19 protein-coding genes are annotated in these 23,631 nt (G+C 58.8%); 15 read left to right on the top strand and 4 right to left on the bottom strand.

Annotated elements, in window-relative coordinates; all coding sequences use genetic code 11:
- The first annotated feature begins 185 nt into the window (after nt 1–185).
- Nucleotides 186–881, top strand: coding sequence for a gamma-glutamylcyclotransferase (locus tag QOT07_RS15150; protein WP_207978984.1), 696 nt, complete (start codon nt 186–188; stop codon nt 879–881).
- A gap of 298 nt (nt 882–1,179) precedes the next feature.
- Nucleotides 1,180–2,133: an HTH-type transcriptional regulator Cbl gene (gene cbl, locus QOT07_RS15145; RefSeq protein ID WP_012145640.1), complete on the top strand. Its 954-nt coding sequence runs from the start codon at nt 1,180–1,182 to the stop codon at nt 2,131–2,133.
- Nucleotides 2,134–2,189: 56 nt separating this feature from the next.
- Here the strand turns inward: cbl and QOT07_RS15140 are convergent, their stop codons facing one another.
- Both QOT07_RS15140 and QOT07_RS15135 read right to left on the bottom strand, forming a co-directional pair.
- On the bottom strand, nt 2,190–2,390 hold the full coding sequence (locus QOT07_RS15140) for a hypothetical protein (protein ID WP_099064380.1): 201 nt from the start codon (nt 2,388–2,390) through the stop codon (nt 2,190–2,192).
- A gap of 50 nt (nt 2,391–2,440) precedes the next feature.
- Nucleotides 2,441–3,043, bottom strand: coding sequence for a hypothetical protein (locus QOT07_RS15135; RefSeq protein WP_283603455.1), 603 nt, complete (start codon nt 3,041–3,043; stop codon nt 2,441–2,443).
- A gap of 284 nt (nt 3,044–3,327) precedes the next feature.
- On the opposite strand from QOT07_RS15135, the gene QOT07_RS15130 reads away from it, so the two are divergent.
- From QOT07_RS15130 to cobA, 13 genes are all read left to right on the top strand, one after another.
- Nucleotides 3,328–4,896, top strand: coding sequence for an ABC transporter substrate-binding protein (locus tag QOT07_RS15130; RefSeq protein WP_283603454.1), 1,569 nt, complete (start codon nt 3,328–3,330; stop codon nt 4,894–4,896).
- Nucleotides 4,896–5,948 (top strand): ABC transporter permease, encoded by a 1,053-nt coding sequence (locus QOT07_RS15125; protein ID WP_283603453.1) that lies wholly within the window; start codon nt 4,896–4,898, stop codon nt 5,946–5,948. The genes QOT07_RS15130 and QOT07_RS15125 overlap by 1 nt, the downstream gene beginning before the upstream one ends.
- Nucleotides 5,945–6,814, top strand: coding sequence for an ABC transporter permease (locus QOT07_RS15120; protein ID WP_219016502.1), 870 nt, complete (start codon nt 5,945–5,947; stop codon nt 6,812–6,814). Before QOT07_RS15125 ends, QOT07_RS15120 begins: the two co-directional genes overlap by 4 nt.
- Nucleotides 6,804–7,640: an ABC transporter ATP-binding protein gene (locus QOT07_RS15115; protein WP_283603452.1), complete on the top strand. Its 837-nt coding sequence runs from the start codon at nt 6,804–6,806 to the stop codon at nt 7,638–7,640. The genes QOT07_RS15120 and QOT07_RS15115 overlap by 11 nt, the downstream gene beginning before the upstream one ends.
- Nucleotides 7,637–8,308 carry an ABC transporter ATP-binding protein gene (locus tag QOT07_RS15110; protein WP_099064374.1) on the top strand — a complete coding sequence of 224 codons (672 nt, stop codon included), beginning with the start codon at nt 7,637–7,639 and terminating at the stop codon, nt 8,306–8,308. Before QOT07_RS15115 ends, QOT07_RS15110 begins: the two co-directional genes overlap by 4 nt.
- Nucleotides 8,309–8,442: 134 nt before the next feature.
- Nucleotides 8,443–10,017, top strand: coding sequence for an ABC transporter substrate-binding protein (locus QOT07_RS15105; protein WP_283603451.1), 1,575 nt, complete (start codon nt 8,443–8,445; stop codon nt 10,015–10,017).
- Between the two features lie 57 nt (nt 10,018–10,074).
- Nucleotides 10,075–11,355 carry a nitrate regulatory protein gene (locus QOT07_RS15100; RefSeq protein WP_283603450.1) on the top strand — a complete coding sequence of 427 codons (1,281 nt, stop codon included), beginning with the start codon at nt 10,075–10,077 and terminating at the stop codon, nt 11,353–11,355.
- 291 nt (nt 11,356–11,646) lie between these two features.
- The gene (locus QOT07_RS15095) at nt 11,647–12,906 is read left to right on the top strand and encodes a CmpA/NrtA family ABC transporter substrate-binding protein (protein ID WP_261426373.1); all 1,260 of its coding nucleotides are present in this window, start codon (nt 11,647–11,649) and stop codon (nt 12,904–12,906) included.
- An 8-nt stretch (nt 12,907–12,914) separates the two neighbouring features.
- Nucleotides 12,915–13,811, top strand: coding sequence for a nitrate ABC transporter permease (ntrB, locus tag QOT07_RS15090; RefSeq protein WP_283603449.1), 897 nt, complete (start codon nt 12,915–12,917; stop codon nt 13,809–13,811).
- A 10-nt stretch (nt 13,812–13,821) separates the two neighbouring features.
- On the top strand, nt 13,822–14,610 hold the full coding sequence (locus tag QOT07_RS15085) for an ABC transporter ATP-binding protein (RefSeq protein ID WP_085117310.1): 789 nt from the start codon (nt 13,822–13,824) through the stop codon (nt 14,608–14,610).
- A 10-nt stretch (nt 14,611–14,620) separates the two neighbouring features.
- Nucleotides 14,621–18,766 (top strand): nitrite reductase large subunit NirB, encoded by a 4,146-nt coding sequence (gene nirB, locus QOT07_RS15080; protein WP_430523292.1) that lies wholly within the window; start codon nt 14,621–14,623, stop codon nt 18,764–18,766.
- Nucleotides 18,763–21,414, top strand: coding sequence for a nitrate reductase (locus QOT07_RS15075; RefSeq protein WP_283603447.1), 2,652 nt, complete (start codon nt 18,763–18,765; stop codon nt 21,412–21,414). The genes nirB and QOT07_RS15075 overlap by 4 nt, the downstream gene beginning before the upstream one ends.
- A 13-nt stretch (nt 21,415–21,427) precedes the next feature.
- Nucleotides 21,428–22,243: a uroporphyrinogen-III C-methyltransferase gene (gene cobA, locus QOT07_RS15070; RefSeq protein ID WP_283603446.1), complete on the top strand. Its 816-nt coding sequence runs from the start codon at nt 21,428–21,430 to the stop codon at nt 22,241–22,243.
- A 4-nt stretch (nt 22,244–22,247) separates the two neighbouring features.
- On the opposite strand, the gene QOT07_RS15065 is transcribed toward cobA, so the two are convergent.
- Nucleotides 22,248–22,814, bottom strand: a complete 567-nt coding sequence (locus tag QOT07_RS15065; protein WP_112349673.1) for a YbhB/YbcL family Raf kinase inhibitor-like protein — start codon at nt 22,812–22,814, stop codon at nt 22,248–22,250.
- A 103-nt stretch (nt 22,815–22,917) separates the two neighbouring features.
- Nucleotides 22,918–23,619 carry a prepilin peptidase gene (locus QOT07_RS15060; protein ID WP_283603445.1) on the bottom strand — a complete coding sequence of 234 codons (702 nt, stop codon included), beginning with the start codon at nt 23,617–23,619 and terminating at the stop codon, nt 22,918–22,920.
- Nucleotides 23,620–23,631: the final 12 nt, after the last annotated feature.

Genomic DNA, 23,631 nt, shown 5'->3' with positions numbered 1-23,631 from the left:
TTGCTGCTGAGTACAAATACTTTTTCACTTTAAACATCGTATGAAACTTGATTGCTCCCCGAGAAAAGAATAAGGTCATTATTATCGCGGAAAGGGTTATAGAATTAATAAAATTCCGTACTCAATAATAAAGTTGAACAGTGGCTAGGGAGTAGGAGCGATCTTATTCCCGGGAGGTTGTTAAGGTGTTAACGCGAGATTTTCTGCAAAATGCGGATTGCAAAACAGCATTCGGCACCATTGAGGAGTCGCTGTTACTGACATCAGAGCAGCGTGCGGCCTCACTGGATTGTACTTTATCCCGTCGGCCGGATAACAGCCCGGTGTGGGTTTTCGGCTACGGGTCACTGATGTGGAACCCGGTATTTGAATCCGAAGAGGTGAGACCGGCCACGTTGCAGGGCTGGCACCGCGCTTTCTGTTTGCGGCTGACCGCCGGGCGCGGCACCTTGCATCAGCCTGGGCGTATGTTAGCGCTGAAAGAGGGCGGAAGTACCACCGGGCTGGCGTTCCGCCTGCCGGAAGCCAAGCTGCGTGAAGAGCTGGAACTGCTGTGGAAACGTGAGATGCTGACCGGCTGTTATTTGCCGACCTGGTGCGATCTCACCTTGGCCGATGGCCAAGTGGTGACCGCGTTGGTGTTTGTGATGAACCCGCAGCATCCGCTGTTTGAAGAAGATACCAGCCACCAGGTGATCGCACCCTTGATCGCCAGTGCCAGTGGGCCACTGGGTACCAACGCTCAGTACCTGTTCTCACTGGATACCGAGCTGAGAAACCAGGGTATGAAGGACGACTGCATTGGCGATTTGGTGTGCTATGTGCAGCAGTGGTTGCAGCAGAATACCTCCGGTCCTGTCGGTGGAGAGGCAACGGCCTGATCCCCGCACTGCGTTTTAATGAGGCTCAGCATGCTGAGCCTTTTTTCGTTTCATATATCTAATACCTATATTTAATAACTTTATTCTGCCTGAGTATTTAATCCACAATTTACAAGTGGTTATTTATCTCATTAATATTAAAGGAATTGGTTATTTTAAGGCTAAGAAACAGTTAATTCACAGCGGTGAAAAATTCACTTAGCATGAAAATGCATAACTAAAGGTTATTTCTTATTTGTCCCCTCACGCCAGACTCCGTATCACTGTGTTAACAATATTGTTCGACCGGGGGGAGTGGATGAACTTTCAACAATTAAAAATTATTCGGGAATCTGCGCGCTGCAACTACAACCTGACCGAGGTGGCCAACACTTTATTTACCTCGCAGTCGGGTGTCAGTCGTCATATTCGGGAACTGGAAGAAGAGCTGGGCATTGAGATATTTATCCGCCGCGGCAAGCGTTTATTAGGCATGACCGAGCCGGGCAAAGAGCTACTGGTGGTGGCGGAACGCATCCTGAATGATGCCAATAATATCCGCCGCCTGGCGGACGTATTCAGCAGCAACGACGCCGGTCAGTTGCATATCGCCACTACCCATACCCAGGCACGCTACAGCCTGCCAGGGGTGATTAAAGAGTTTCGCGCGCTGTATCCGCGGGTGAGGGTGGTACTGAATCAGGGCAGCCCCGAAGAAATCGTCGGCATGCTGGCTTCCGGTGAGGCCGATATCGGCATTGCCAGTGAGCGGTTGATGAGCGACGAGTCTCTGGCGGCGTTTCCTTATTACCGTTGGCACCACACCATACTGGTGCCGGAAGGGCATGAGTTGACCCGTCAGCCACAGGTAACGCTGGAAATGCTCAGTACTTTGCCCCTGATTACCTACCGGCAGGGCATTACCGGCCGGTCACGGCTGGATAGCGCTTTCAAAGCTGCCGGGTTAACGCCGGATATTGCCTTAAGTGCGCAGGATTCTGACGTGATTAAAACCTATGTTGAGCTGGGGTTGGGGGTGGGCGTGCTGGCGGATATGTCCTACGAGAAGGAACGCGACCACGGGTTGGTTAGCCTTAACGCCGAACACCTGTTCGAACCCAATACCGTGTGGTTAGGTTTGAAACGCAGTCAGTTACAACGTAACTATGCATGGCGATTTATCCAGCTCTGTAACCCAACGCTGTCGCTGACCGAAATCAAAGACAAAGTGTTCTCCTCACAGCTGGATACGGTGATCGATTACCAGATTTAATCGGAGGGAAGGTGGCTGGCAAGCAGGCCGGGCATGGTGCCCGGCGATAGAGAAAGTTAAAGCTGTTTTCTCAACAGTTTTCTGACCATACGGCGTTTGCTTTTTTGCACTGGGCCTATGAGTTCTAATATGGGGACTTCTTCAGGAGGCGGTGGATTCGCCATTTGCCAGCGAAGATGTTGCTGCAAAATTTCGATCATGATTTCTTTTTCTTCTTGAATAGTTAGCGTTGGGTCGTTCAGGTCCCTGTCCTTCATGTTGCTCTCCTTTTTGAACGTTATTTGTACACACCATATCACGCAAGGACTTAACGCTGAATTTTTTTAAAGCGGCTTAGGTATTTTCTCAATGAGATGAATTCCGTTGTGCAGTTCATAGTGCCGGGTATAACGGTGAATGATGCCTGACTGGTATAAAGCTTGAGCAGTCGATTGTTGAGGACGTTGCTGATCAGTATGTCGGGGAGCGATGTAGATATCAGCCCTTGCGTGCGTAAATTCACACCATAGAAATAGAGGGTGCGAAGACAATATTCCAGCATTTTGCCGTTTAGTGGATGTTTAGCCGCGCGGTCTGTAAAGCTCTCTAATGCGATCAATTCGATGATGTTATCCACTCTGTGGTAGTGACACAGGCAAAAGCCTGCACGAGTCAGTGGGGCCGCAATCCATCTGAAAACAAAAACAAAGCTCGCTGTCTTGAGCGCAGTACTGTCATAAAATTTCAACAGTGAACGCCAGTTAAGCGTATGGCCGTTTTTTCTGCCTTTTTGCCAGCGACGATCTTGTTCGGCCAGTTGGCTGATGAAAAGACCCGATTCAACCAATACGCTGTTCATATCTTCAAGCGTCTGTTGTACCACCCGTTGATATGCATTTTTAACGCCCTCCGTTGGCGAGTTTGCTTCCATTTGATAGCTCCCTGTAGCAATTAGCCGCACACTAATTGCTGGTAAGGAACTGCACAAAACGTTGTTTTCTCCATTGCGCAGCGCCACGCAAAAGATGTCATTGGTGCTCAGGGTTACCCCAGCAACTGCGCACCCACTCGCAAAAGTCCGCCTGCTTAATAATCAAAATCTCAGCTATAGACATAAAAAGAATATCTATAGTTATTTAAGTACCTTCGCCTGCCGATGGCTCTCACATACACTCGCGAAATTACTATAAATTCCATCCGCTTGGAGAGTTTTTGATGAAAGCGTTCGTTCCCTCTTTGGCATTTTTGGCCGTGGCGGCCAGTTTCAACGCGCAGGCGGTAACTCCGGCCAATACTTTGGTGATTGCCCAATCCATCGATGACGTGGTCAGCTTTGATCCGGCCCAGGGCTTTGAATTAACCACGGTGCAGTCATTCAACAGCCTGTACCAACGCCTGATCCAGTCAGATCCAAAAAATCCGATCGAACTTAAACCCACGTTGGCCAGTGAATGGCAGGCGGGCAGTGATAACCGCAGCCTGACTTTTACTCTGCGGCCAGACGCCAAATTCTCCAGCGGCAATCCACTGCGCCCGGAAGACGTGATCTTCTCGTTGTCGCGGGTGGTGAAGCTGAATCTTGAGCCGTCGTTTATCCTCACCCAACTGGGCTGGAACGCAAAAAATGTCGACCAATACCTGAGTAAGGTGGATGACCAGCGGGTCAAAATCAGCTGGAGCGAAAACGTCAGCCCGGCGTTCGTACTTAGCCTGCTTTCGGCACCGGTGTCCTCCATTGTCGATGCCAAAGAAGCGTTGGCGCATCAGCAGGGTGATGACTTTGGCCACCAGTGGCTGAACAGCCATTCCGCCGGTAGCGGCCCGTATAAAATCCGCACCTATGTGCCGCATGAAGTGGTGGTGCTTGACGCCAACCCCGGTTCGCCAGAGGGGGCGCCAACGCTGAAAACCATCCTGATCAAAAACGTGCCGGATCCGGCCGCCCGCCGTCTGCTGATCGAGCAGGGCGACGCCGACATTGCGCGCAACCTTGGGGCAGACCAGATGGCCGCGCTGAAAGGCAAGCCGGGCGTCAAGCCGCTGGCCATTCCGTACGCCTCACTCTATTTCCTGCAGTTCAACGCCAAGGCGTCCCCGGCGCTGGGTAACCCGGCCTTCTGGGAAGCGGCGCGCTGGCTGTTCGACTATAAAGGTATTGCCGATGACCTGCTGAAAGGCCAGTTCCAGAACCATCAGGCATTCCTGCCAGAGGGTTACCTGGGGGCGTTGAAGGACAAGCCTTACAGCTTTAACCCGGCCAAGGCTAAAGAAATTTTGGCCAAGGCCGGTCTGAAAGACGTCAGCTTTAAGCTGGAGGTCAACAACCAGCCGCCATACCTGGACATCGCACAGGCATTGCAGGCCAGCTTTGCTCAGGGCGGGGTGAAGGTGGATCTGGTGCCGGGCCTCAGTGCGCAGGTCTCCACCAAGGTCAAATCTCTCAACTATGATGCGGTCCTGACCTCCTGGGGGCCGGACTATTTTGACCCGAACACCAACGCCGCTGCCTTCGCCTATAACCCGGAAGACGGCAGTAAAACGCTGGCCTGGCGTGCCAACTGGCAGATACCGGCATTGAACAAACTGACGCTGGCGGCCACGGCGGAAAATGACACCGCCAAACGGGTCGCGGATTACCAACAGTTGCAGCAAGCCGTCCAGAAAAGCTCGCCGTTTGTGATTGGTCTACAGGCGCGCAGCCTGATTGCGGTACGCGACAACCTGAAAGGCTACGAGCAGGGCATCAACCCTGACATGGTGTTCTACAGCAAGGTCAGCAAGTAATGATCAGTCGTACTTCTTCCGCCGGGTTAGCCCGGCGCAGTTGGCGCTGGGGCCGCAGGCTGTTTAACGGCCTGCTGTCATTGGCGCTGACGCTGCTTGGGCTGCTGTTATTCACCTTTATGCTCTCGCATCTGGCACCGATCGATCCCACGCTGCAGATAGCCGGCGATCACGCCAGCGAAGCCACCTATGCCCAGGTGCGCCACGATCTGGGGTTGGATCAGCCCTTGCCGGTGCAGTTCTGGCGTTATCTGGTGCATCTGGCGCAAGGGGATATGGGCATCTCGCGGATTACCTCGCAGCCGGTGCTGAGCGATCTGCTGCGCACCTTCCCGGCCACGGTGGAGCTGGCGACCTGCGCGATTATCCTCGGAGCGGTCGGCGGCATTACCCTGGCGTTTCTGGCGGTGATCAAACCGGGTGGCTGGTTGGATAATGCGGCGCGTCTGCTGTCGCTGATCGGCTATTCGGTACCGATCTTCTGGCTCAGCCTATTGGGGCTGCTGCTGTTTTACGCCACGCTGCATTGGTCGGCGGGGCCGGGGCGGCTGGATGATATCTATCTGTACAGCATGGAACCGCGCAGCGGATTTATCCTGATCGACAGTTGGCTGTCCGGCGATCGTGAGATGTTCTACAACGCCATCAGCCACCTGTGGTTGCCGGTGGTGGCACTGGCGCTGCTGTCGATGGCGGGTATCACCCGCTTGCTGCGTGCGGCGATGCTGGAAGAGTGCAATAAAGAGTACGTTACCCTGGCGCGTTCCAAAGGGGCCAGCCGCACGCGTATTCTGGTGCGTCACGTATTCCCCAACGTGTTGGGCACGTTGATCACCGTACTGTCGCTGTCCTACGCCAGCCTGCTGGAGGGCGCGGTGCTGACTGAAACGGTATTCGCCTGGCCGGGGGTGGGACGTTATCTGACCACCGCACTGTTTGCCGCCGATACGCCGGCCATTCTCGGCGCCACCTTGCTGATTGGCACCTGTTTTGTGGTGCTTAACGCGCTGGCCGATGCGCTGACCTATTTAGTGGACCCGCGAACCCGATGAGCCAATATCTTTCTGAACATGAACCCCAGGGCGAACCGGCAGCCGCTTATCGCCCACGCGGCAGGCTGACCACGCTGACGATTGGCGCGACGCTGGTGGCGATCCTGATCCTGACGGCACTGCTGGCCCCGTGGCTGGCACCTTTCGATCCCAATCTGCAGCATATCGAGTTGCGCCTGCTGCCGCCTGCTTCCGGCCATTGGCTGGGCACCGACGGCTTTGGCCGCGATCTGCTGTCACGGGTGATTTACGGCGCTCGCCCAACGCTGATCCTGGTGTCATTGATCTTGCTGCTGACCATCCCGATTGGCCTGCTGGTGGGCATTAGCGCCGGTTATCTCGGTGGCTGGGTCGAGCGTATTCTGATGCGCGTGACCGATATTTTTCTGTCGTTGCCCAGCCTGGTGATCGCACTGGCGTTTGTTGCGGTGCTGGGGCCGGGGTTGATGAACGGCGCGTTGGCGCTGGCGTTAACCAGTTGGCCTTCTTTTGCCCGACAGGCGCGGGCAGAAACCCTGGCGTTGCGCCGCAGTGACTATCTGGCCGCAGCGCGCATGCAAGGCATTGGTGGCCTGCGGCTGATGGCCGGGCATATTTTGCCGCTGTGCCTGCCGAGTGCCGTGGTGCGTGCCGCGCTGAGCCTCGGTGGCATCATCCTGTCCGCCGCCGGTTTGGGCTTTCTCGGCATGGGCGTGGCACCACCGACCGCCGAATGGGGCTCCATGGTGGCCGAAGGCAGCAAAGTGATATTTGACCAGTGGTGGGTCGCCGCAGTACCGGGTGGGGCGATCCTGTTCGCCAGCCTGGCCTTTAACCTGCTGGGCGATGGCCTGCGCGATAAAATGGATCCTCGTCATGGGCATTGATAACAATTTATTGACCGTCGAACGGCTGTCGGTGGCATTGCCGGGTTCCCAGCCGCTGGTCAAAGACATTTCCTTCAGCATGGGGCAGGAACGGTTGGCGCTGGTGGGGGAATCCGGCTCCGGTAAATCCTTGACCGCGCGTGCCTTGATGGGGTTGCTGCCACCGCCGTTACAGTTGCAGGCGCAGCGTTTAACGCTGGGTGACGATGATCTGGCACGGCTGAATGAACGCCAGTGGAACCGCCTGCGCGGCAACAAAGTGGCTATGGTGATGCAGGATCCCAAGCATGCGCTGAACCCGACCCAGCCGATTGGCCGTCAGGTGGAAGAGCCGCTGTTGCTGCACACCCGCCTGGGCCGGGCAGAACGGCGGGAGAAGGTGCTGGATATGCTGGCGGCGGTAGGGCTGCCCGATCCGCAATCGCTGCGTCAACGTTACCCGCACCAGTTGTCTGGCGGCATGGGGCAACGGGTGATGCTGGCGATTGCGCTGATTAACGACCCGCAATTGTTGATTGCCGACGAACCCACGTCCGCGCTGGATCACCAGATGCGCGATCAGGTCCTGCAACTGATCGAAACTCTGGTTGAACAACGCAATATGGGCCTGATTTTGATCAGCCACGATCTGCAGCAGGTGGCGCACTATTGTGAGCGGGTGCTGGTGATGTACAAAGGCGAACTGCTGGATCAGTTGCCCGCCGATCGCCTGGCCTCTGCCACCCATCCTTACACCCGCACGCTGTGGTCGTGTCGGCCAAGCCGAGAGACCCGGGGTAAACCCTTGCCGGTGTTGGATCGTGCGCTGCTGGAGTCACTGAAATGAGCCTGATTACTCTGGACAATCTCAGCGTCAGCCATCGGCAGGGCTATGACGTGCGCACCGTAGTGCATGAGGTTAATCTGCATATCGAACCGGGTGAATGTTTCGGGCTGGTCGGCCCTTCCGGCTGCGGTAAATCCTCGCTGCTGTGGGTGTTGGCCGGGCTGAATGAAAGCTGGAGCGGCGGTTTCAACCTGCTGGGCCGCGATCTGCAGCCGGGGCGTCCGTTCACCGGCACGCTGCGACGTGAGGTGCAGATGGTATTTCAGGATCCCTATGCCTCGCTGCACCCCAAACACCGGTTGTTGCGCACCCTGGCGGAGCCGCTGAAATTACTGAAAGAGAGCGGCATCGAGCAAAAAATCAGCGCCGGTTTTCGTCAGGTGGGGTTGGATCCGCGGCTGTTGGATCGTTACCCGCACCAGCTTTCCGGTGGCCAGCGTCAGCGAGTGGCGATAGTACGAGCACTGCTGTTAAAACCCAAACTGCTGTTGCTGGACGAACCCACCTCGGCGCTGGACATGTCGGTGCAGGCGGAGATCCTCAACCTGCTCAACGAGCTGAAACAGGCGGGTGACCTGACAATGATCCTGGTCAGCCACGACGCTGATGTGATCGACCACATGTGCGATCGCTCGGTGGCGATGGCGCACGGCCGTTTGGTGAACTGAAAATTGCCCGCCGCTAACCCGGTGGGTATATTCATCTGCGTAATAAATAAAGCAATTTTTAGTCGTTCTTCTGCTAAGCCGCTGCCTCTACACTCAAAAAATAACGCATCCGCGTGATCCTGGAGAGTGCATCGATGAAACGGCTAATCCCCACCTTATTGTTCAGCGCCCTGGCGACGAGCTTTGGCACGCAGGCGGCCACCCCGAAAGACACGCTGGTGGTGGTCAGTTCGCTGGAAGGCATCATCAGTCTGGATCCGGCCGAAAGCTTTGAAACCGTCAGCTCGGCCAACCTGGTCAACCTGTATCAGCGGTTACTGACGCCGGATCGCAGCACGCCGGAAAAACTGGCCCCGGAGCTGGCCAGCGGCTGGCAGGCGGGGGCGGATGGTCGCAGCCTGATTTTTACCCTGAAGGCTGACCAGCGCTTTGCTTCCGGCAATCCGGTACGGCCGGAAGATGTGATCTTCTCGCTGGTGCGGGCGGTGAAACTGAACAAGGCGCCGTCGTTTATTCTTGGTGAGTTCGGCTGGACGCCGGAAAACGTCGAGGGCCAATTGAAGAAGCTGGGCGATAATCAGGTGCAGTTAAGCTGGTCGGCCAATATCGGCAGTGGGCTGGCATTGCGGCTGTTGACCGCGCCGGTCGCCTCGATCGTCGATGAAAAACTGCTGACTGAGCACAGTCAACAGGGGGATTTCGGTAACGCCTGGCTGCGTTCGAATTCCGCCGGTGCCGGGCCTTATCGCGTCAGCAACTATGTCCCGCATGAGGCGCTGCTGTTCAGTCGTAACGACTATGCCCAACCGCAGGCGAAGTTGAAAACGGTGCTGCTGAAGAACGTCAGCGATGCCGGAACCCGCCGCCTGTTACTGCTGAAAGGGGACGCCGACGTGGCTTACGATTTGGGTGCTGATCAGTTCAATTCGCTGCGTAAAGAGCCGGGTGTCAGGATAGAGCAGCAGGACTCGTCCAAAGTCTATTACCTCGGTTTCAACACCGGGAGCAAGCAGGTCCCTGCGTTGAGTAACCCGGCATTGTGGCAGGCGGCGCGCTGGCTGGTGGACTACCAATCCATTGCCGACAACCTGCTCAAGGGCCAGTACCGCGTCCATCAGGCGTTTCTGCCGCTGGGGCTGGACGGGGCGATCGACAACCAACCGTTCAAGCTCGACGTGGCCAAGGCCAAACAGATTTTGCATGACGCCGGTATTGCCGAAGGCACGCGCATTGATCTGATCGTCATCAACCAGCCGCCGTATACCGATATCGCCCAGGCGCTGCAGGCCAGCTTTGCCAAGGCCGGTTTGCAACTGGATATTCATCCGGTGGTAGAAAGCGACCTGTGGGGCAAGATGCGCAGCCGCGATTTCCAGGCCATTTTCACCTATTGGGGAGCGGACTATCTGGATCCGAACACCAACGCCAGCGCCTTTGCCTACAATGTGCCCGACGGGCCGAAAACCCTGGCCTGGCGCACCCAGTGGACTATCCCGGCGCTGAGTGCGGAAACCCGCGCAGCGGCGGCGGAAGGTGACGGGGCAAAGCGCGCCGCGCACTACGCCAGCTTACAGCGTGAATTGCAGACCAGCTCTCCTTACGTCGTGGCATTGCAGGGACAAACGCTGGTGGCACTGCGTGACAACGTTAAAGACGCCAAGGTGGATATCGCCAACAGCATGCTGTATCTGGATCGCGTGAGTAAGTAACCCAGCACGGCACGGCTTTTGCAGGATCGGTTTATTTAGCCCACCGGGGATCCTGTCATGAGCCGTAACCACACTTTCCCGCCCAGTGCCGGCGATTTTTTGCTGGCCTCCAAACGTTGTGAAATCACCGTATTGCAACAACTGTTGCAGATGGGGCAGTTGGTTGGCCGGGTCAGCCAACTGATCCACGTGCTCCAGCGGGAACGCGGTACCGTCAATATTTACCTGTGTTCACAGGGAGCGTTGTTTGGCGAGCGGTTGGCCGGGCGGGCGCAGGAAGTGGAGCAGGCTGAGCTGGCGGTGCAGCGGCAGTTGATGCAGTTGGATGACAGCACTGCGCCCCTGGCCAGCGCCAGTCGTCTGTTCAGCCGCATTGCCGGCGCGCTGCATCATCTTACCGCCTTGCCTGAATTGCGCCGCCAGGTGCAGCAAAGGCAAGTTCTGCAGCCTGCGGCCATGGGCACCTTTAATGACATCATTCACAGCCTGCTGGCGCTGGTATTTGAAGCGGCGGATGCCTGTGCAGAACCCATCACGGCACGTGCGTTGATCGCCATGTTCAGCTTTATGCAGGGCAAGGAGCTGGCCGGGCAGGAACGGGCAATCGGTTCGGCCGGTTTTGCCGCCATGCGTTTTGGCGAACCGGCACACCAACAGTTACTGATGCTGATCGAAGGGCAGGAGCGTTGCTTTGCTACCTTCAGCGAGTTTGCCGATGAAGCTTCTCTGGCCCAGTGGCGGCACATGCAGCAGCAGGATGACCGCGAGTTTGAACGCCTGCGGCGTATTGCCTGTACCCAATTGCAACTGAATGATAAAGCCGACACCAGCCTGCGCTGGTTCGAGATCACCAGTGCGCGTATCGATCTGATGAAACATATTGAAGACCGGCTGGAGGAGGCACTGATGACCAGTTGCCGCCACAGTCTGGCGCAGGCCCAGCGCGCGCTGGCGGTGGACTGCGCCGATTACGCGCCGCAGCCGATGCAAGAAAGTTACGCGGTTTTCGTGGCGGCACCCTTGGGGGATGCATCGGCGCTGGCGGGGGACGGTATCCATCCGCGGTTGGGCCGCTCGATGCTGGAATTGATTCAGCAGCAGTCGCAACGGCTACAGGTGTTATCGGAGGAACTGGCGACGGCGCGGGCAACGCTGAATGAACGCAAACAGATTGAACGCGCCAAAGGCCTGCTGATCCAGCATCGCGGCTTGAGCGAGGAGGCGGCCCATCGTTTGCTGCTGAAGATGGCGATGAACCAGAACCAGCGGCTTATTGATATCGCCAACGCCATGCTGGCGGTCGCGGATATTCTGCCATCCACCGGCAATACTCCCTAAGGGGTATATGCACACAGTCAGTGCAGTTACTGCTTTGCGATCGTGCAAAAGGGACGAATACATTTGCCCTGAATCATGCGGGCGCGTGCGGCCAACACAGAGGCAGCTTCAAGTATGACGGGTATGCAGAGCTGGCACGTAGGTTGCATTACTAAAACGTAACCTGGCCAATGGCGGTCGGTTGCCAACAAGATTTTGGATAAAGGCGTCCTTTCAGCATGTTCACCCCAACGGTGGAATGTGCTGATGGGACGCCTTTTTTATTTTATCGCCTGATTGAAGGACTTGCCGATGACGCACACCAAACTCCCCGGGCTTAGCCTGACGCGCCGCCGCTTTTTGGCCGGTAGCGCGGCGCTGGGCGGCAGCATGATGTTGCCCGGCCTGATGAACGCCGCCTGGGCGGCAGGCTCTGACGCACCGGAGAAAAAAGAGATCCGCGTGGGCTTTATTCCACTTACCGACTGCGCTTCGGTGGTAATGGCGGCGGTGAAACAGTTCGATCAGAAGTACGGCATCAAAATTATCCCCAGCAAGGAGGCCAGTTGGGCGGCGGTGCGCGACAAGCTGTTGTCCGGGGAACTGGATGCGGCCCATGTGCTGTACGGCATGGTGTATGGCCTGCAGCTGGGTGTTGCCGGGCCGCAGCAGGATATGGCGGTGTTGATGACGCTCAACAACAACGGACAGGCGATCACACTCTCCAACCAGTTAAAACAGGCCGGTGTCACCGATGCGGCCAGCTTGAAAAAAACCGTCGATGCCAGCGCCAAGGGCACTTACACCTTCGCCCAAACCTTCCCGACCGGTACCCACGCCATGTGGCTGTACTACTGGCTGGCCAACGCCGGTATTCACCCGTTTGATGACGTGCGCAACGTAGTGGTGCCGCCGCCGCAGATGGTGATGAACATGAAAATCGGCAACATGAGCGGATTTTGCGTGGGTGAGCCGTGGAACCAACGTGCGATTGCCGAGGACATTGGTTTTACCGCCGTCACCAGCCAGGAAATTTGGCCCGATCACCCGGAAAAGGTGCTGGGCACCACCGGCAACTGGGTCGCGGCCAACCCCAACAGCGCCCGTGCGCTGACCGCGGCGGTACTGGACGCCGCGCGCTGGATCGACAGTTCGGACGCCAACCGCCAGGAAACCGCCCAGGTGGTGGCGGGGCGCGCCTATATCAATACCAAACCAGAGATCATCACCGGCCGCATGCTCGGCCAGTACCAGGACGGTCTGGGCAAGTCATGGCAGGACGCGCATGCGATGCGCTTTTTCCACGATGGCGAAGTGAGCTACCCCTACCTGTCCGATGGCATGTGGTTCCTGACCCAGCATCGCCGCTGGGGCCTGTTGAACGCCGAACCGGACTACCTGGCCGTCGCGAAGAAAATCAACCGAACCGAAATCTATAAGCAGGCGGCCAGCGCGGTAGGCGGAGTGGATTTGCCTACCGGCGATATGCGCACCAGCACGCTGTTGGACGGCAAACGCTGGGACGGCAGTAATCCGGCGGAATACGCCAACAGTTTCTCTTTAAAGCGCTGAGGTAACCGATGAAAAATCTCGCTGAACGGATCGATATTCCTGCGTCACCCGGTGTAGAAGTCAGTGCGGAAATCGTGCCGCTAAAACGCCCGCACAAGCCGCAGCCGCAGCGCAAACCTCGTTGGGGCTTGCTGCTGCAACAGGCCTTCCGCCGGGGCGTGCCCGCGGTGCTGGGGCTGGTGCTGACCCTGGTGGTCTGGCAGATAGCGGCGCTTAACAGCAAGGGGTTCCCAACGCCATGGGCGACCTGGCAGGCGGCGCTGGTGCTGTTTGCCGACCCGTTTTATTCGGCCGGGCCGAACGATCAGGGCATTGGCTGGAACGTACTGGCCTCGCTGCAGCGCGTGGCGACCGGTTTTGGCCTGGCGGCGCTGGTCGGCATCCCGGCCGGTTTCCTGCTGGGGCGCTTTGCGTTTCTGGCCAACATGCTCAACCCGATCATTTCTTTGCTGCGCCCGGTCAGCCCGCTGGCCTGGCTGCCGATTGGCCTGCTGCTGTTCCAGCGTGCGGAACCGGCGTCAACCTGGACCATTTTCATCTGTTCAATCTGGCCGATGATCCTTAACACCGCCGAGGGCGTCACGCGTATTCCGCAGGATTACCTCAACGTGGCGCGGGTGCTCAAGCTGTCGGAGTGGACAGTGATGCGCAAGATCCTGTTTCCGGCGGTGCTGCCCTACGTACTGACCGGCGTGCGCCTGTCGATCGGCATCGCCTGGCTGGTGATCGTCGCGGCGGAAATGCTGACCGGCGGCGTCGGCATCGGTTTTTGGATCTGGAATGAGTGGAACAACCTCAACGTCGAAAACATCATTATCGCCATCATCGTGATCGGCGTGGTCGGGCTGCTGCTCGAGCAGGGACTGATGTTACTGGCAAAACGTTTTAGCTATCAGAACCGCTAAGGAGCGCGCCATGAAACCGATTATTCAGGTCCAGAACGTCAGCCAGCGCTTTGCCACCCCGCAGGGGGAGTTTATCGCGCTGGATCGGGTGAGCTTTGATATTCAGGCCGGGGAAACCCTCAGCCTGATCGGCCACTCCGGCTGCGGCAAATCAACGCTGCTGAATTTGATCGCCGGGCTCACGCTGCCCAGCGACGGTGTGTTGCTGTGCGACAACCGGCAAATCACCGGGCCGGGCCCGGAGCGCGGCGTGGTGTTCCAGAACCATTCACTGCTGCCGTGGCTGACCACTTACGAGAATGTGGCGCTGGCGGTGCATCAGGTTTTCCGCCACGAGATGACGCGCAGCGAAATGCGCGACTGGATCGAACACAACCTGGCGCTGGTGCACATGAGCCATGCGCTCGACAAACGGCCACATGAAATTTCTGGCGGCATGAAACAACGGGTTGGTATCGCTCGCGCATTGGCGATGAAACCCAAAGTTCTACTGATGGATGAACCCTTCGGCGCTCTGGACGCGCTGACCCGCGCACATCTGCAGGATGCGGTGATGGAAATCCAGCAGCGGCTGCACACCACCATAGTGCTGATTACCCACGACGTCGACGAAGCGGTGCTGCTGTCCGATCGGGTGCTGATGATGACCAACGGCCCGTCGGCCACCGTCGGTGAAATTCTGCCGGTGGCGCTGCCGCGTCCGCGTTCACGGGTGGCGCTGGCGGATGACCCGGAATATCACCATTACCGTCGGCAGGTGCTGAAGTTCCTGTATGAGAAGCACGCGAAAGCGGCATGAGAGCCGGATGATGGACAAACCCAAACTGGTGGTGATTGGTAACGGCATGGCCGGTATGCGGCTGGTGGAAACCCTGTGTCGGCTGGCGCCAGAGCGCTATGCCATCACGGTGATTGGCGAAGAGCCGCGCGGCAACTACAACCGTATTCTGCTGTCGCCGGTACTGGCGGGGGACAAAGCGTTCAGCGATACCTTGCTGCACGACTATGACTGGTATCGACAGCAAGGGGTGCAGCTGCTGGCCGGGGAACCGGCGCTGGCGGTGGACCGGCAACAAAAGCGGGTGATCACCGCGCGGCATCAACTGCCTTATGACCTGCTGGTATTTGCCACCGGTTCGCGCCCGCTGCGACCCGTACTGCCGGGTGGGGGATTGGACGGCATTTATGGCTTTCGCACCCTGGACGATGTTGAAGCGATGCTCGGCCGCTGCCGGCCAGCCCAACCGGCGCTGGTGGTGGGCGGTGGTGTCCTGGGGATTGAGGCGGCGGCGGCACTGGCGCAGCGCGGTATGAACGTCACCGTGGTGCACCGGGGCGAGCATTTGATGGAACGGCAGTTGGACGCTCGAGCTGGGCGGATGTTGCAACATAACCTGTTGCAGCGCGGTATTGAATGCCGGTTGAACTGCGAAGTCAGCCGCTTTCAGGGAACCGAACGGATCAGCACGGTCACCCTGAGTCACGGCGAGTTATTGGCCTGCGAACTGGCAGTGATCGCCATCGGAGTGCGGCCCGAAATTAGCCTGGCGCAGGCCGCCGGACTGGTCTGCGAGCGCGGCATTATGATCGACGACCGGATGCAAACGGACGATCCGGCAGTGTTTGCCATTGGTGAGTGTGCCCAGTTTGGTGAAACCACTTTTGGCCTGGTGGCACCCTGCTGGCAACAGGCCGGACTGTTGGCGCAGCGGCTGAGCGGGGAGCCGGTGGCGGGTTACCGGCCAGCGCCGTTGCATACCCGCCTGAAGGTCAGTGGCGTTGAAGTATTCAGCGCCGGCGAAATGGTTGCCGACGGACAAACCGAGATCCATCACGCCGAAGATCCTCAGGCACAGCACTACCGCCGCCTGCTGGTGCGCGACGGCAAATTACAGGGCGTGGTGCTGTATGGCGACGCTCAGGACAGCCCTTTTTATCTGCAGCAGCTTGGCCTGCCGGTTTCACAGCCGGATACCTTGCTGTTTGGCAGTAGCGAACCCGGGACGCCAGCGGCGTCTGATGAGAGGAATTCTGATATGCACAAGCCCGTTTTGTTGGTCGCCGGTCACGGCATGGTCGGTCATCACTTGTTGGAACAACTGGTCGCTCGCGAACTGCACTTGCAGTATCACATTGTGGTGTTTGGCGAAGAGCCGGTGGCGGCCTACGACCGGGTGCATCTGTCCGAGTTTTTCTCCGGCCGCAGTGCGGATTCGCTGTCGATGGTAGAGGCGGGCTTTTTCGACCGTAGCGGCATAGAGCTGCGGTTAGGGCAGGCGGTGTGCGCTATCGATCGCCAGCGCAAATGTGTGATCGATGCCGAGGGGCGAGAAACGGCCTATGACCAATTGGTGCTGGCGACCGGCTCTTATCCGTTTGTACCGCCGATCCCGGGTAACGATCGCCCGGGCTGTCTGGTTTACCGCACGCTCGACGATCTGGCCGCGATAGCCGATTGCGCCAAAACCGCCCGCGTCGGGGTGGTGGTCGGTGGCGGCCTGCTGGGGCTGGAGGCCGCCAATGCCTTGCGCCAGCTTGGGCTGAACACCCATGTCGTGGAGTTTGCGCCACGGCTGATGGGGGTGCAACTGGACGACGGTGGCGCGACCATGCTGCGCAAAAAAATCGAGGCGCTCGGTGTCAGCGTGCATACCGGTAAGCAAACTCAGGCGATTACCGAGGGTTCGTTACACCGTCACTGTATGAACTTTGCCGATGGTGAGCGCTTAGAAGCTGATTTAATTCTGTTTTCTGCCGGTATTCGCCCACGAGACCAGCTTGCCCGCGAGGCCGGACTGGAGGTGGGGGCACGCGGCGGCATCGTGATCGACAGCCAGTGTCGCACCAACGATGAGGCGATTTATGCCATTGGCGAGTGCGCCTTGTGGAACGGACAAATCTTCGGGCTGGTGGCTCCCGGCTACCAGATGGCGCGTACCCTAGCCGATCGACTGGCCGGGCAGGAAACGGTGTTTTGTGGTGCAGATATGAGCACCAAACTCAAACTGTTGGGCGTGGAAGTGGCGTCGCTCGGTGATGCTCATGGCCATACTCCCGACAGCCAAAGTTACAGCTGGGTCGACGGCCCGGCACAGGTGTATAAAAAGCTGGTGATCGACGCCGAAGGCAAGCGGTTATTGGGCGCGGTACTGGTGGGTGACAGTGCTGAATACAGCACGCTGCAGCAGATGATGCTCAACGATATGCCGCTGCCCGCGATGCCGGAGAGTCTGATTTTACCTGCGACGGCCGGATCAGCACCGAAAGCCTTGGGGGTCTCGGCCTTGCCGGCCACGGCGCAGATCTGCTCCTGTCATAACGTCAGCAAAGGTGATATCAGCGCCGCGGTGGAACAAGGCTGCGGCGATTTGGCGGCGGTCAAGGCCTGCACCAAAGCGGGCACCGGCTGTGGCGGCTGCGCGGCATTGGTCAAACAGCTGATGGAGCACGAACTGCAGCAACGCGGTGTGGTAGTGAAAAAAGACGTTTGCGAGCATTTCGCCTATTCACGTCAGGAGCTGTATCACCTGGTACGCGTCGGCAACATCCGCACCTTTGACGAACTGCTATCTCGACACGGTCATGGGCGTGGTTGTGAGGTGTGCAAACCGCTGGTGGGGTCGATCCTGGCTTCGTGCTGGAACGAATATCTGCTCAAACCGCAGCACCTGCCGCTGCAGGACACTAACGATCGTTTTTTCGCCAATATCCAGAAAGACGGAACCTATTCGGTGGTCCCACGGGTACCGGCCGGTGAAATCACCCCGGCGGGGCTGATCGCCATCGGCCAAATTGCCCAGCGCTATCAGCTCTACACCAAGATTACCGGTGGTCAGCGGATTGACCTGTTTGGCGCCCGGCTGGAGCAATTGCCGGAGATTTGGCAGCAATTGGTCGACGCCGGATTTGAAACCGGGCATGCCTACGGCAAGTCGCTGCGCACGGTGAAATCTTGCGTTGGCTCCAGCTGGTGCCGCTATGGCGTGCAGGATTCTACCTCGTTGGCTATCGAACTGGAGCACCGTTACAAGGGGCTGCGTTCACCGCACAAAATCAAGATGGCGGTCTCCGGCTGCACGCGAGAGTGCGCAGAAGCGCAGAGCAAAGACGTTGGGGTGATCGCCACCGAGAAAGGCTGGAACCTGTACCTGTGCGGTAACGGCGGCATGAAACCGCGCCATGCGGACCTGTTTGCCAGTGACCTCGATACCGCCACGTTGATCCGCACGGTCGATCGCTTCCTGATGTTCTACATCCGCACCGCCGATCGCCTACAGCGCACCAGCACCTGGATGGACAACCTGGAAGGTGGGCTGGACTACCTGCGTGAAGTGGTTTTGCAAGACAGTCTGGGCATCGGCGTCGAATTGGACGCAGAGATGGCAAGGGTAGTCAGCCACTACCAATGTGAATGGCAGACCACGCTCGCCAGTCCGGATCGCCTGAAACTGTTCCGTCCGTTTGTTAACAGCGAACAGCCGGATGAGGCGATCGTCTGGCAGGCGGAACGCGGACAACGCCGCCCGGCGATGGGTGTGGAGCGGGGCCAGGTGATCGAGGTACAACCGGCGAAGGCTGTCGGGGAACAGTGGCTGGATGTCTGTGCGCTGGCGGAGATCCCGGCCAATGTCGGCATGGCTGCCCGGCTGGGGCAGCGGCAAATTGCGCTGTTCCATCTGCCGGACAGCGGCGTTTATGCGTTGGCTAACCAGGAACCGGACAGCGACGCCAACGTGCTGGCGCGTGGGTTGCTGGGGGACGTAGCGGGCGAACCGGTGGTGATTTCCCCGTTGTACAAGCAGCGTTTCCGCCTGAGTGACGGTATCTGTGTGGATAATGCAGAGCGTGCTGTCACCGTCTGGCCGGTGCGGGTCGAGGAGGGCCGCGTGTGGGTGCGCAGTACACCGCTGGCGGTGCAGGCTGAACTGCCGGAAACGGCGGAAGTGACGTCATGACCGCCACGCATTGCACCACCTGCCCGTATTGCGGCGTGGGCTGTGGCGTAGCCATTGAGCAGCAGAGCAATGGTGAACTGACGGTCAGCGGCGATGTAGCGCACCCGGCCAACCAGGGGCGACTGTGCGTCAAAGGCAGCGCACTGGGTGAAACACTGGATCTGACTGGCCGCTTATTGCAGCCGCAGGTCGATGGCCAGCCGGTCGCCTGGGATCAGGCACTCGGCCAGGTGGCGCAGCGTTTTAATCAGATTATTGAACAACATGGCCCGCAGGCAGTGGCGTTTTATGCCTCCGGCCAACTGCTGACCGAAGACTATTATGTGGCTAACAAACTGATGAAGGGATTTATCGGTGCGGCCAATATCGACACCAACTCGCGGCTGTGTATGGCGTCGGCGGTGGTTGGCTACAAGCGGGCATTCGGCGGCGATGTGGTGCCTTGCTGTTATGAAGATATCGAACAGGCGGATCTGGTGATACTTACCGGGTCCAACACCGCCTGGGCGCATCCGGTGGTCTATCAACGGCTGGTGAAAGCCCGTCAGCAGCGTCCGCAGATGCGGGTGGTAGTGATCGACCCGCGTGAGACGGCAACCTGCGATATTGCCGATTTGCATCTGCCGCTGCGGCCCGGCAGTGACGCGGCGTTGTTTACCGGTGGGCTGCACTGGCTGGCCGAACAGCAAGGGCTGGATACCGCCTTTTTGCAACAGCATGCCAGTGGCGCAGAGGCCACGTTGGCCGCGGCGGCAGAGTGGACGCCGCAGCGGGTGGCGGAGTTTTGCGGGCTGCCGCTGAGTGCGGTGCTGACGTTTTTCCAGTTGCTGACCGCGTCCCACAACTGGGTCACGCTCTATTCGATGGGCATTAACCAGTCGGCCAGCGGTGCGGATAAATGCAATGCGATTATCAATCTGCACCTGGCGGGGGGACGTATTGGTCGGGCAGGCAGCGGCCCGTTTTCGATTACCGGCCAACCCAATGCCATGGGCGGGCGGGAGGTCGGTGGGCTAGCCAATCAACTGGCGGCGCATATGGGGTTCAACCCCGAGGATATCGACCGGGTTCAGCGTTTTTGGCAATCGCCCCGCATCGCCCGGCAACCAGGGCTGAATGCGGTGGATCTGTTCCAGGCGATCGCCGCCGGGCAGGTAAAAGCGGTGTGGATTATGGGCACTAACCCGGTGGTCTCGCTGCCGGATGCCGATACGGTGCGCCAGGCGCTAAAACAGTGTCCGTTGGTGGTGGTGTCCGAAGTGATGGCCATGACCGATACCGCCGAACTGGCGCATATTCGTCTGCCGGCGCTGGCCTGGGGGGAGAAGCAGGGCAGCGTGACCAACTCCGAGCGCTGCATTTCGCGCCAGCGTGCCTTTCTGCCGGCACCTGGGCAAGCCCGGGCCGACTGGTGGATCCTCAGTCAGGTTGCGCAACGAATGGGTCATGGTGCGGCGTTTAGTTACCAACATCCTTCGGAAATTTTCAGCGAACACGCGGCCCTGTCCGAATTTGAAAATAACGGAACGCGCGGGTTCGACATCGGCCAACTGGCGGGTCTGAATAGACAGCAATGGTTGCAGATGGCCCCGGTGCAGTGGCCGGTGAATGCGCGGCATCCTGCGGGGTGTCGGCGCATGTTTGCCGATGGGCGTTTTTTCCATCCTGATGGCAAGGCGCGACTACTGCCGGTGACGCCACGCCTGCCGCAGAGTGCGGTTTCGCCACGTTATCCACTGGTGCTGAACACCGGTCGTATCCGCGATCAGTGGCACACCATGACGCGCACCGGCAAAGCGGCACGGTTGATGCGTCATTTGAGCGAACCTTTTTGCGAAATACACCCGCAGGATGCTGCCGAACTGGGGATCGCCGACAGCAGTCTGGTACGACTCAGTTCGCCCCACGGCTGGATGCTGGCACGGGCGCAGTGCAACCCGGGACAGCGGCGCGGCAGTGTGTTCGTACCGATGCACTGGAACGGTCAATTTACCGCTCAGGGCCGGGTAGACAGCCTGATCCCGCCGGTGGTGGATGCCGACTCCGGCCAGCCGGAAAGCAAACATGCGCCGGTACGGGTCAGCCATTGGCCGGTGAGCTGGCAGGCGGAGATTTTTATCCGTGCCGACGTCGCCGCCCCCAGGGGAATTTACTGGAGCCGGGTCGCGCAGGACGGGCTGACTCACTACATTATGGCCGGGCAGCGGCCGGTTGAAGACTGGCAGGCCTGGCTACAGCGGCATTTCTCGCTGGATGGCATGACGCTGCAAACGGCACAGTTGGCCCAGCGCGGTCTGCACCTGATTGGCTGGCGACAGGGCGAGGTGCAACTGGCGTTTTATGTTCGCCAGCAGGCCCCGCAGTTGGATCGTCCGGCGATCCTCAGTGCCTTTGAGCTGGCCCCCAGCGGTGGGCCACAACGGCTGGCGCTGCTGGCAGGGCGCGGTGCGCCGGGGCAGTTAGCGGCAGGCACCACGATTTGCAGTTGTTTCGGCGTGGGCGAGAACCGCATCATTGCGGCCATCCAGCAGGGTTGCCACAGCGCAGAGGCATTGGGTGCCCGTCTGCAATGCGGCACCAACTGCGGTTCCTGCCTGCCGGAACTAAAAAAACTGATTCAACAGCATGCATCCCAACGGGTGGCCTAGCAGAGGTGGTGAGATGAGCGCGATTGAGAAACTGATGTTGGCCGGCGATCATCGCCAGCCGGTACGCAACGGTGAAGTGTGGCTGGTGGGCGCCGGGCCGGGGGATGCGGAGTTGCTGACGTTAAAGGCATTACGGGTGATCCGCCAGGCGGAGGTGGTGGTGTTCGATCGTCTGGTTTCCCCGGCGGTAATGGCCTTGCTGCCGCAGGAGGCGCTGCGCATCGACGTAGGTAAGTCCATGGGCTGCCACACGCTGTCGCAAAAGCAGATCGATCACCTGCTGGTCGAATTAGCCCTGTCCGGTAATCGAGTGGTACGCCTGAAGGGGGGAGATCCGTTTATTTTTGGTCGCGGCGGGGAGGAGATGGTTGAATTGCAGCGCCATGGCGTGGTCTGTCATGTGGTTCCGGGGATCACTGCCGCCAGCGGTTGTGCGGCGGCGAGTGGTATCCCGCTGACCCACCGCGATTACGCTCAATCGGTGCGTTTTGTCACCGGCCATTGCCGTAACGGTGAGGTGAGTCTGGACTGGCACGGCCTGGTCACTGCGGGTCAGACACTGGTGTTTTATATGGGACTGACATTAAGTGAAACCATCGCCGCGCAACTGATGCGCCATGGCATGGCGGCACAGACGCCGTTGGCCATTATTGAACGCGGTACATTGCCTCAGCAGCGGGTATTGACCGGTACCCTGTCAGAATTACCGACGTTAATTGCCCGTCAGCGGCCGGTTTCACCCAGCCTGCTGGTGATTGGTGAGGTGGTCAGCCTGTACCGCGCGCCGGCTATTGTCGCCGAGATGCCGACAGAGGCGTTGACCGCCTGAGTCGCTATTGGCCGAAGCGACCGATAATGCCCGCACCGCCCTTGGCATGGCCCTGTAATTTCTCCAATAGCTGTTCACGGGTGAGCCCCGGGCCGAGCGCATGCGGCGGCAGATCGGTGGCGATCAACACAAAGGTATAGTGGTGCTGCCCTGAACCCGCCGGTGGGCAGGGGCCATGATAAACCGCGGTACCCGGTGAGTTTTTTCCACCGATAAAGCCTTTGCCTTGGGTGAGATCGCCCTCGGCGAAGCCGCTGGCGCTGGCAGGAATGCCATAGGCCACCAGATGACTGACTCCCAGACCTGCGCGGCCTTCGGGATCGGACAGCAGCAGGGCGAAGCTTTTGGTGTCTGCCGGTGGGTTGGCCCAGCTTAGCGGTGGCGAAACGTTATTGCCGGTGCAACTGGCGTTGCCCGGTGTGGCTCCGGCATATTTCTGTGCCAGCGTGCCGCCATCCTGAAATGCCGATGAGCTGAGGGTAAAGGTGCCGGCGGCCTGTGCCGCGAAAGACAGCGAACCGGTAGCCAAAGCCGCGCTAAGCGCGAGTGCAGATAAACCACGACCGACCATACAACCTCCTGTGTTTGATAAAACCCATCATAGTAGCGCCGGGGGCGGCTCGCCATAACAGCTATGCCAACAGCCGGCTATAACAGCGGAAAACGGCTGGCTGTCAGGGTGAAATTAGATGAAATAGCGTGATTTCTTCGCTGAAGGGTGAAATGCCAATATCGGCCGCCATCAACAGAACCAGCCAGCCGGAAAGCGCCAGATAAAGGCCAAACGGCAGCGTATCCTGCCTGCCGGGCTTGCGCAGTAAACAGGCGATTGCCGTTGTGCACAGTCCGACTGCCGCGGCACCGGTGACCAACACGGGCAGAGCGGCCCAACCGGTCCAGGCACCCAGTGCCGCCAATAGCTTAAAGTCGCCCTGACCTATACCGTCCGTTTTCCGTTTATAGCGATAGGCCGCATTGAGTAACCAAAGCGACAGATAACCGACGCTGGCCCCGGTCACGGCGTCGGTCAGTGAAGTAAAACAACCCTGCTGATTGACCCATAGCCCGGCCCAGAGCAGCGGCTGCGTCAGGCGATCCGGCAATAACCGGTGTTGCCGGTCGATGAGCGCCAGCGCCAACAATATCGCCGCCACTGGCAGCAACAGCAACCGTTGTAGCAGTGGGATAGTGAAAGGCAGGGCCGCCAATCCGGCACCAACGGCAATCAACATGACTGTACGTGCCCCCGGCGGCGGGTGTTGTGACAGACTTTGCGGCAGGGAATTCATCAGCCGCAGGGCGATCGCTGCCGGCAGTAACATGGCCGGGATAAACAGGCCGCGATACCAGAGATCGAGTGGGAGGTTATCGAACACATTGCGTCCTTG

Source organism: Serratia proteamaculans (assembly GCF_949794035.1).
GTDB lineage: Bacteria > Pseudomonadota > Gammaproteobacteria > Enterobacterales > Enterobacteriaceae > Serratia > Serratia proteamaculans.
The sequence above is the reverse complement of the archived record's forward strand: the minus strand, read 5'-3'. Positions and strand labels throughout refer to the sequence as shown.

What these genes read in the sequence shown, in the direction of transcription:
- cobA (WP_283603446.1), top strand. Translation starts at nt 21,428, where the DNA reads ATGAGCGCGATTGAGAAACTGATGTTGGCCGGCGATCATCGCCAGCCG.
- nirB (WP_430523292.1), top strand. Translation starts at nt 14,621, where the DNA reads ATGGACAAACCCAAACTGGTGGTGATTGGTAACGGCATGGCCGGTATG.
- QOT07_RS15100 (WP_283603450.1), top strand. Translation starts at nt 10,075, where the DNA reads ATGAGCCGTAACCACACTTTCCCGCCCAGTGCCGGCGATTTTTTGCTG.
- cbl (WP_012145640.1), top strand. Translation starts at nt 1,180, where the DNA reads ATGAACTTTCAACAATTAAAAATTATTCGGGAATCTGCGCGCTGCAAC.
- QOT07_RS15105 (WP_283603451.1), top strand. Translation starts at nt 8,443, where the DNA reads ATGAAACGGCTAATCCCCACCTTATTGTTCAGCGCCCTGGCGACGAGC.
- QOT07_RS15125 (WP_283603453.1), top strand. Translation starts at nt 4,896, where the DNA reads ATGATCAGTCGTACTTCTTCCGCCGGGTTAGCCCGGCGCAGTTGGCGC.
- QOT07_RS15095 (WP_261426373.1), top strand. Translation starts at nt 11,647, where the DNA reads ATGACGCACACCAAACTCCCCGGGCTTAGCCTGACGCGCCGCCGCTTT.
- QOT07_RS15075 (WP_283603447.1), top strand. Translation starts at nt 18,763, where the DNA reads ATGACCGCCACGCATTGCACCACCTGCCCGTATTGCGGCGTGGGCTGT.
- QOT07_RS15130 (WP_283603454.1), top strand. Translation starts at nt 3,328, where the DNA reads ATGAAAGCGTTCGTTCCCTCTTTGGCATTTTTGGCCGTGGCGGCCAGT.
- QOT07_RS15120 (WP_219016502.1), top strand. Translation starts at nt 5,945, where the DNA reads ATGAGCCAATATCTTTCTGAACATGAACCCCAGGGCGAACCGGCAGCC.
- QOT07_RS15115 (WP_283603452.1), top strand. Translation starts at nt 6,804, where the DNA reads ATGGGCATTGATAACAATTTATTGACCGTCGAACGGCTGTCGGTGGCA.
- ntrB (WP_283603449.1), top strand. Translation starts at nt 12,915, where the DNA reads ATGAAAAATCTCGCTGAACGGATCGATATTCCTGCGTCACCCGGTGTA.
- QOT07_RS15065 (WP_112349673.1), bottom strand. Translation starts at nt 22,814, where the DNA reads ATGGTCGGTCGTGGTTTATCTGCACTCGCGCTTAGCGCGGCTTTGGCT.
- QOT07_RS15085 (WP_085117310.1), top strand. Translation starts at nt 13,822, where the DNA reads ATGAAACCGATTATTCAGGTCCAGAACGTCAGCCAGCGCTTTGCCACC.
- QOT07_RS15140 (WP_099064380.1), bottom strand. Translation starts at nt 2,390, where the DNA reads ATGAAGGACAGGGACCTGAACGACCCAACGCTAACTATTCAAGAAGAA.
- QOT07_RS15110 (WP_099064374.1), top strand. Translation starts at nt 7,637, where the DNA reads ATGAGCCTGATTACTCTGGACAATCTCAGCGTCAGCCATCGGCAGGGC.
- QOT07_RS15135 (WP_283603455.1), bottom strand. Translation starts at nt 3,043, where the DNA reads ATGGAAGCAAACTCGCCAACGGAGGGCGTTAAAAATGCATATCAACGG.